7 protein-coding genes are annotated in these 6,712 nt (G+C 64.9%); 5 read left to right on the forward strand and 2 right to left on the reverse strand.

Features of this window, described 5'->3' with window-relative positions; all coding sequences use genetic code 11:
• The 3 genes from NFW30_RS00005 to NFW30_RS00015 form a co-directional block, all read left to right on the forward strand.
• On the forward strand, positions 1-516 hold a 516-nt coding region (locus tag NFW30_RS00005), incomplete at its 5' end, for a cytochrome D1 domain-containing protein (protein ID WP_295371587.1).
• Between the two features lie 121 nt (positions 517-637).
• A complete protein-coding gene (locus NFW30_RS00010) occupies positions 638-943 on the forward strand; it encodes a c-type cytochrome (RefSeq protein ID WP_287464112.1) in 306 nt (101 codons plus the stop codon).
• A gap of 170 nt (positions 944-1,113) precedes the next feature.
• Positions 1,114-1,791, forward strand: coding sequence for a Crp/Fnr family transcriptional regulator (locus tag NFW30_RS00015; RefSeq protein WP_287464111.1), 678 nt, complete (start codon positions 1,114-1,116; stop codon positions 1,789-1,791).
• 46 nt (positions 1,792-1,837) lie between these two features.
• Here NFW30_RS00015 and NFW30_RS00020 read toward each other — a convergent pair whose 3' ends face one another.
• A complete protein-coding gene (locus NFW30_RS00020; RefSeq protein WP_295357292.1) occupies positions 1,838-2,608 on the reverse strand; it encodes a pentapeptide repeat-containing protein in 771 nt (256 codons plus the stop codon).
• A 238-nt stretch (positions 2,609-2,846) separates the two neighbouring features.
• On the opposite strand from NFW30_RS00020, the gene NFW30_RS00025 reads away from it, so the two are divergent.
• A complete protein-coding gene (locus NFW30_RS00025; protein WP_287464109.1) occupies positions 2,847-3,023 on the forward strand; it encodes a hypothetical protein in 177 nt (58 codons plus the stop codon).
• Between the two features lie 16 nt (positions 3,024-3,039).
• Entirely contained in the window at positions 3,040-4,506 is a 1,467-nt protein-coding gene (locus NFW30_RS00030; RefSeq protein WP_295357296.1) for an AarF/UbiB family protein, read from the forward strand.
• A gap of 239 nt (positions 4,507-4,745) precedes the next feature.
• Here NFW30_RS00030 and NFW30_RS00035 read toward each other — a convergent pair whose 3' ends face one another.
• Positions 4,746-6,266 (reverse strand): alkaline phosphatase, encoded by a 1,521-nt coding sequence (locus NFW30_RS00035; RefSeq protein WP_295357299.1) that lies wholly within the window; start codon positions 6,264-6,266, stop codon positions 4,746-4,748.
• Between the last annotated feature and the right edge of the window lie 446 nt (positions 6,267-6,712).

Here is a 6,712-nt window from a genome sequence, read left to right on the forward strand (position 1 = left end):
GGCGCGAACTTCGTTCATCCGAAGTTCGGTCCGGTGTGGGCCACCAGCCATCTGGGGGACGAAACCGTTTCACTGATCGGAACCGACCCGAAGAAGAATGCCAACAACGCTTGGAAAGTCGTGCAGACGCTCAAGGGCGCAGGCGGCGGTTCGCTGTTCCTGAAGACCCATCCGAAGTCAAGAAACCTCTGGGTCGACGCCCCCCTCAATCCGGACCCGGCAATTTCCCAGGCCGTTGCGGTCTTCGACATCAACCAGCTCGACAAGGGATTCGACTTGCTGCCAATTGGCGAGTGGGCGGGTGTCAAGCCCGGCGCCAAGCGCATCGTCCAACCCGAATACAACCGTGCCGGAGACGAGGTGTGGTTCTCGGTGTGGAGCACCGGCAGCGAAGAATCGGCCATCGTTGTCGTCGACGACAAGACGCGCAAGCTCAAGGCGGTCATCAAAGACCCGCGCCTGATCACCCCGACCGGCAAGTTCAACGTGTACAACACTCAGAACGACGTCTATTGAGACGGGACCGAGGCCGGGCAGGCACGATCGCCAGCCCGGCGAACGCAGCAGTGAAGCTCGCGCCCGCACTACGCGATGCCGACCATTGATTGACCCAAACCCTCTACGTGGAGCAAAAAGCATGAAAGCGTCCCCCGTGTTGCTGCTGATCGGCGCTGGCCTGATGTCTGCTGGCGCAGCCCAGGCCGATGAAGCCCTCGCGAAAGCGAAGAATTGCCTCTCGTGTCACGCGGTCGACAAGAAAGTCGTCGGTCCCTCCTATAAGGACGTGGCGAAGAAATACTCGGCGAAGGATGAGGCGATGCTGGCGGAGAAGGTCATGAAGGGAGGAAAGGGCGTCTGGGGCCCGGTACCGATGCCGCCCAATCCGTCTGTGAAGCCGGATGAGGCCGACAAGCTGGTCAAGTGGATCCTCAGCCTGAAGTGATTTCGCAGCGCGCAGGCAGCCGTGAATTGGCCCGATGGCAGGGGCGACGGCAGATCTGGCGAACACGTCCGGCAATCCCGACGCATCTCCGGTGCCGTTGGAGCACAGTCCGTCACGCCGTGCTGGCCCGCTCATCGATCCACCAGCGACCTGACTCCTGGTGATGAGCGATGAATCTTGAAGGGCTACTGGCACATACGCCCCTGTTCCAAGGGCTCGACAGTGACGAGATCGCGCGTCTCGCGCATGGATCACGCGCGCTCACCGCAGCGCGTGGCGATACTCTCTTCCACAGAGGGGACACGCCGACCGGCTTCTTCCTGATCATCTTTGGTCTGGTCAAGCTGGCGCTGAATTCCCCTCAGGGCGACGAAAAGGTCGTCGCAATCCTCGGCCCAGGGGACACATTCGGCGAGGCGGTGATGTTCATTGACCAGCCTTTTCTGGTCGACGCCCAGGCGCTGGTTCAGTCCCGTCTGGTGCATGTATCGAAGGGCGCAATCCTGCAGGAACTGGACAGGGACCCGCGGCTGGTCCGCAAGATGATCGCCGCTCTGTCGATGCGCCTGCATCACCTCATCGACGATGTCGAGGGATACTCGCTGCGCAGCGGCTGCCAGCGCATTGTGGACTATCTCTTGCGCAATGCCGTCGAAGAAGACGGCAGGGCAGTCACCGTAACCCTCCCGACCAACAAACGAGTCATTGCCTCGCGCCTCAACCTGACGCAGGAGACCTTCTCCCGCATCCTGCAGACACTTGGCAAACAGGGCCTGCTCTCGGTTGAACGGCGAAGAATCCACATCCCGGATATCGAGAGGCTGCAAGCGGTGGCGGGCATCGACTGATTGCACCCGGCTGGTGCAGCGCTCGCGGCGACCCGCATTCCGCGAGTCAACGCCGCTCGCGCACCACGAAGGGCTCGATCAGCGCGTCCTGTACCGACGGCGGCAGGTTGCGAGCGCCGCTGAAGTTGGCATTCCAGACATCGGCATTGGCGAGGTCGGCCTGGGCCATGTCGGCATCCGTGAAAACTGCATGGCGCAGAGTTGCTCCAAGAAGTTTCGTGCCCAACAGGCGCGCCTTGGAGAAGTCGGCGCTTTCGGCCGCGGCGCCAGTCAGATCGGCGCCGGAAAGATCGGTACCGACCAACCTGGCGCCCAGAAGGACGCCGCGAAAGGTATAGCACCCCTTGATCGAACCGCCCGACAGATCGATACCTTCCATGAGGATGTCCTTGAGATAGGCACCGCCGAAATCTGCCCGCGGCGCGCGGGTGTTGATCAGATTGGCGCCGAAGAGATTGGCGCCACCCAGGCGCGCGTCGGACAGATCGGCATCGTCGAAGGATGCATGGAAGAGATCGGCGTCGCGGAAATCCGTCTTGGCAAGATTCGCCCCGGCGAAGTTGGCCCATTTGGCATTGCTGCGCCTGAAGTCCGCACCCTCCAGAAGAGCCTTGCGCAGATCCGCATTCTCCAGCTTCGCGCCGGCGAAACGAGCACCACGCAGGTCGCGACCCGCCAGCTTGCCCCGGCTCAAGTCGCAGCCCGAGAGGTCGGTGGCTGCCGCGGGGCGGGCGCAATCGCCTTTCGGCAGGTCGGCTGCCAGCGCTTGCATGACAGCGGCAGCGGCGAGCACAACCAGCGCGCACAAGCTCTTCATCGTCGTCCTCCCGTGTTCTCAGGTCAAGGCGGCAGGCGCATCATCGCCGCTGATTGACTTTCCCAGGGACAATAGCTTGCACCAGTTTGCCCGACTTCGGTAGCCCATGCATGCCCGTCATCGGCAAGAGCTGGGGCTCGCGTGCACGGGTCGAGCGGCCGTGACGACATCGGTCCTGCCTTGGATACGTCGGCTGCGACATTTCCGCAAGCACATTCCGTTTGAGAAAACTTCCAGCATGATGAAGAATGGCGGTACCTCATCACCGTTCGGCGGCCATCATGGAAGCAGGTTGCGGGCGGCTGAGCAGCAGCGTCTGCCCAACATCGAGGCGACCCGCGAACTGTCGCAGACTGCCGCGAAAACGTCCGTCTGGTCACTGGAGATGGATTTCGTCAGCAGCCAGCGTCGATAGTGAGATCAGAGAAGGAATGACCCTGCACGCCGCCACCGAGAATGGCCTGCTGGCCATGCTGTCGCGCCTCAGCGAACTGCTGCCACCGGCGTACGCGCGCTTTCGTCCACTGCTGGCGGAAGCGCTGCTGTTCTTCCTCGACCACCTCTCGCCACGCCGCCAGCAGGCGATCTTCGCCGCCCAGCTGGCGCTGCCCGGCAATGCCAGCCGATCGCGGCGGCTGCTCGCTCTGTTCCGCCTCTGCCCCACCCTGCACAAGCTGGGACAGGTCGTCGCACACGATCGGCGCCTGTCGGGCGACCTGCGCCGGCGTCTGCAGGAACTCGAGACGCTCGAGCCGGCGGATTCGTTGCTGGCCGTCCGCCCGCAGCTCGAACGCGAGCTGGGCGAGGTCGCGGGCCTGCGCATCGCGCGCAAGGCCCTTGCCGAGGCCAGCGTCGCGGTCGTCGTTCCCTTCGTCTGGCAGCCGGCGGCGAACGAGCCGCAGCAGAACGGCGTCTGCAAGGTGCTGCGGCCGGGCGTCGAGGAGCGGCTGCAAGAGGAACTCGCCATCTGGCCGGCGCTCGGCAGCCACCTGGAGGAACGCTGCGTCGCGCATGGGTTGCCGGTATTCGACTACGCCAACACCCTCGAGAGCGTTGCCCGCCTGCTCGCCAATGAGGTCCGCCTGGACCGCGAGCAGGCCCATCTGCGCCAGGCCGCCGAGTTCCATGCCGGCGCACCGGACATCGTCATCCCGCACGTCTTCCCTTTTTCGACACCGACCGTCACGGCCATGCAGAGAGTCGATGGCTGCAAGGTGACGGTGCAGGATCTGCCGCCGAGGGAGATGCGACGGCGCGCCGAGCGAGTGGTCCGCGCCCTGCTCGCGCAGCCTTTCTGGCGCAGTGGCGAGGCCGGGGCGACTTTCCATGCGGACCCGCATGCGGGCAACCTGCTGGCGACGCCGAACGGGCGACTGGCCATTCTCGACTGGGCGCTGACGACGACACTTTCGAAGCGGCAATGCGAAGCGGTCGTGCAGCTCGCTCTCGGCGCCCTGACGCTGAACGACCGGCGTGTCCGCACGGCGATCGCCGGGCTCGGCGACGTGCGCGACGACGAGCAGCTCGAGGGCGCCGTCAGACAGGCGGTCGACCAGGTGCGCAGCGGCCGTTTTCCCGGGTTCGAGTGGATGACGTCCCTGCTGGACGCACTGGCTGCGACTTCGGCAGTCCGCTTCCCCGAGGAAGTCAGCCTGTTTCGCAAGGCGCTGCTGACCCTGTGCGGTGTCGCCGCCGACGTGTCGCCGGACATGGCGCTGGACGGCGTTCTCGTCCGCGAAGGGGCGAGTCAGTTCATCGCCAGCCTCTGGTGGCGTCCCTGGATCTGGGCGGACCAGCGCCCGCGCGGCGGCGCCCACGTCTCGAATGCCGACCTGTTCGGTCTCGGTGCCGAGCTGCCGGCCAGTGCGCTCCGTCTCTGGGCCGGCAGCCGCGTCTGAGCGCGGCACTGCCCGGCCTGCCGACGAAGCCGTTGCCGGCAGCGGGCGGGCCAGGAGGAGCAACGGCTTCAAGGAGTGGGTCGAAGAGGAGCAGATCGGGCAGGCCGCGTCGCTTCGCGCCATTGTCGGCCGAGCCTCGGATGCCCGATGCCGACTGTCGTCGGCGTTCGCCCCCGCTTCATTCCAATCGCCGCGAGAAGCGGTTGCCCGGTGTCACCGGTGCGCCTGCGCTGAATGGATCAAGGCACCTGGCGACGGCCGCTGAAGCCCATCAGGCCGAGGCCCGCCAGCATCAGGGCGCAGCTCGCTGGTTCGGAGACCATGGCCGCGTGCAGGACGCTGCCGACATCGGAGTTGGTGATGTAGCGGCCGTCATTGAAGCCCAGCACGTTCACCAGGCCGGGGTCCACACCGTCCACTTCCCTGTAGAACAGATCGGCATTGGCACCCTTCGCCCACAGCAGCGTGTTCTCGTTGGTGTGGGTGTTGTAATGCCACCTGACACCAGGCAGGTTGCCCGCACCCTTGTTCTCGATCGCGTCGAAGGCGACGGTGTCGGAGTCCGGGCCCATGGGCATGCCGTTGCCGTGGTCGGTCAACACGATCATCAGGGTCTCGTTCCAGTTGCTGTTGGCTTCCACCCAGTTCACGGCCGCCTGAACTGCCTTGTTGAACGCGATCTGTTCCTCGATGATGCCGGCAGTATCCCTGGCATGCGCTGCCCAGTCCACCGCGCCGCCCTCGACCATCATGAAGAAGCCGTCCTGGTTCTTGCTCAGGACGTTCAATGCACCTCTGGTCATCGTCTCCAGGGTCGGCACAGTATCGATGTAGGCCTTGCCGCTGGGGGTCGGTGCTCCAGTTCCGACCACGGCGCCGCTGCGGCTGTACTGCAGGGTGTCGTAGACCTGCGGCAGGCCGATGATCTTCTGACCAGTCAGAGTCAGGGTGCCGTTGGCCAGCGCCTCGAAGTCGCCCTTGGTCTGCAGGAGCTGCCACTTGCTCGGGTCGTTGACGGTGTTCCAGGCCGTCCGGGACATGTAGCCCCCGCCCGTGCCGGTCTCGTTGGCGAAGACCGGTGTGGCGCGCAATTTGCCGTTGCTGTCGTAATTGGGATTGCCACCCCCCATGATCAGGTCCACGGCCGGATTGTTGATCATTTCCTTGCTGATCTCGCCATAGTTGTTGCGATTGCGGTTCGTCGAGCCGAAGGTGGCGGGAGTGGCATGCGAGTAGGGCACGCTCGACAGGATGCCCGTCGACTTGCCCTGGGCCTTGGCACGCTGCGTGATGTAGGCCAGATCCTGGCCGTAGTTGTCCACGTCGATGGCGTTGTTGTAGGTTTTCACGCCAGTCGACAGGGCCGTGCCGGCAGCAGCGGAATCGGTGTAGTCGCGCTTGATGTAGTCGTAACCGTTGAAGCGACTGGCAAAACCGCCGTACGCTCCGGCGTTTGGCGTCTGGTCCCAAGCCCTGGCCGGATCGTACGTTACCGTCGGGGTGCTGTTGTTGGTGGGAGTGGTCGAGGTGTTCAAGGGATAGGTGGTCATGCCCAGCTTCACGGGGAAGCCATCGTAGGCTTGCATGCCCTTCTGGCCGTACTGATAGTAGCTCGCCATGTCCCACGTGCCCCAGCTGGCACCGTCGCTGATGAACAGGATCACGTTCCTGGCCGGGGCGGCCTGCACCAGCGTTGCGGCAACGGACAGGGCCACCAGGCCCAGGGTGACGAGCAGGTGGCTGACGATTTTCGCGCGCATCTCGATCGCTCCGGGAATGGACGGGAAACGGACGCCGATGCGCGGTAGACCGAGCCGCCACGCATCGAACCCGTGCACGGACTTTACACCCGACAGCTGACGACGAGGTGAACCTCGGCCAGGAACTTCCCGGACGGCGCGACGACCGCCCTGCCCCCCGTCCCCGTCTCGTCGCGGCATCCACGCGGGCGGCGCGAAGCGCCGCGAGTGTGCCCGGGCAAGCCTCCAAGGGCTCTGGTCTCACCTGCCACCAGGCTCTTCTCCGCAGGGCCCGCAGGCGGTCCATGGGGATTGCCGAAAGACGACGGCCGAGGTCGGCACCCATCGCGTGTCGCGCCGGTGTCGCCTGTATCGTGCCAAGGCCGGGAACGGGCAGCGACACAGGCACGGCGCTTCTGCCCCGCATTTCCTGCCCTGGGTTCACTGCCGTGGAGCAATCTGGTGCC

Origin of the sequence: Accumulibacter sp., from assembly GCF_023806635.1 — a bacterium.
Lineage (GTDB): Bacteria > Pseudomonadota > Gammaproteobacteria > Burkholderiales > Rhodocyclaceae > Accumulibacter.

What these genes read in the sequence shown, in the direction of transcription:
- NFW30_RS00010 (WP_287464112.1), top strand. Translation starts at nt 638, where the DNA reads ATGAAAGCGTCCCCCGTGTTGCTGCTGATCGGCGCTGGCCTGATGTCT.
- NFW30_RS00015 (WP_287464111.1), top strand. Translation starts at nt 1,114, where the DNA reads ATGAATCTTGAAGGGCTACTGGCACATACGCCCCTGTTCCAAGGGCTC.
- NFW30_RS00020 (WP_295357292.1), bottom strand. Translation starts at nt 2,608, where the DNA reads ATGAAGAGCTTGTGCGCGCTGGTTGTGCTCGCCGCTGCCGCTGTCATG.
- NFW30_RS00025 (WP_287464109.1), top strand. Translation starts at nt 2,847, where the DNA reads ATGATGAAGAATGGCGGTACCTCATCACCGTTCGGCGGCCATCATGGA.
- NFW30_RS00030 (WP_295357296.1), top strand. Translation starts at nt 3,040, where the DNA reads ATGACCCTGCACGCCGCCACCGAGAATGGCCTGCTGGCCATGCTGTCG.
- NFW30_RS00035 (WP_295357299.1), bottom strand. Translation starts at nt 6,266, where the DNA reads ATGCGCGCGAAAATCGTCAGCCACCTGCTCGTCACCCTGGGCCTGGTG.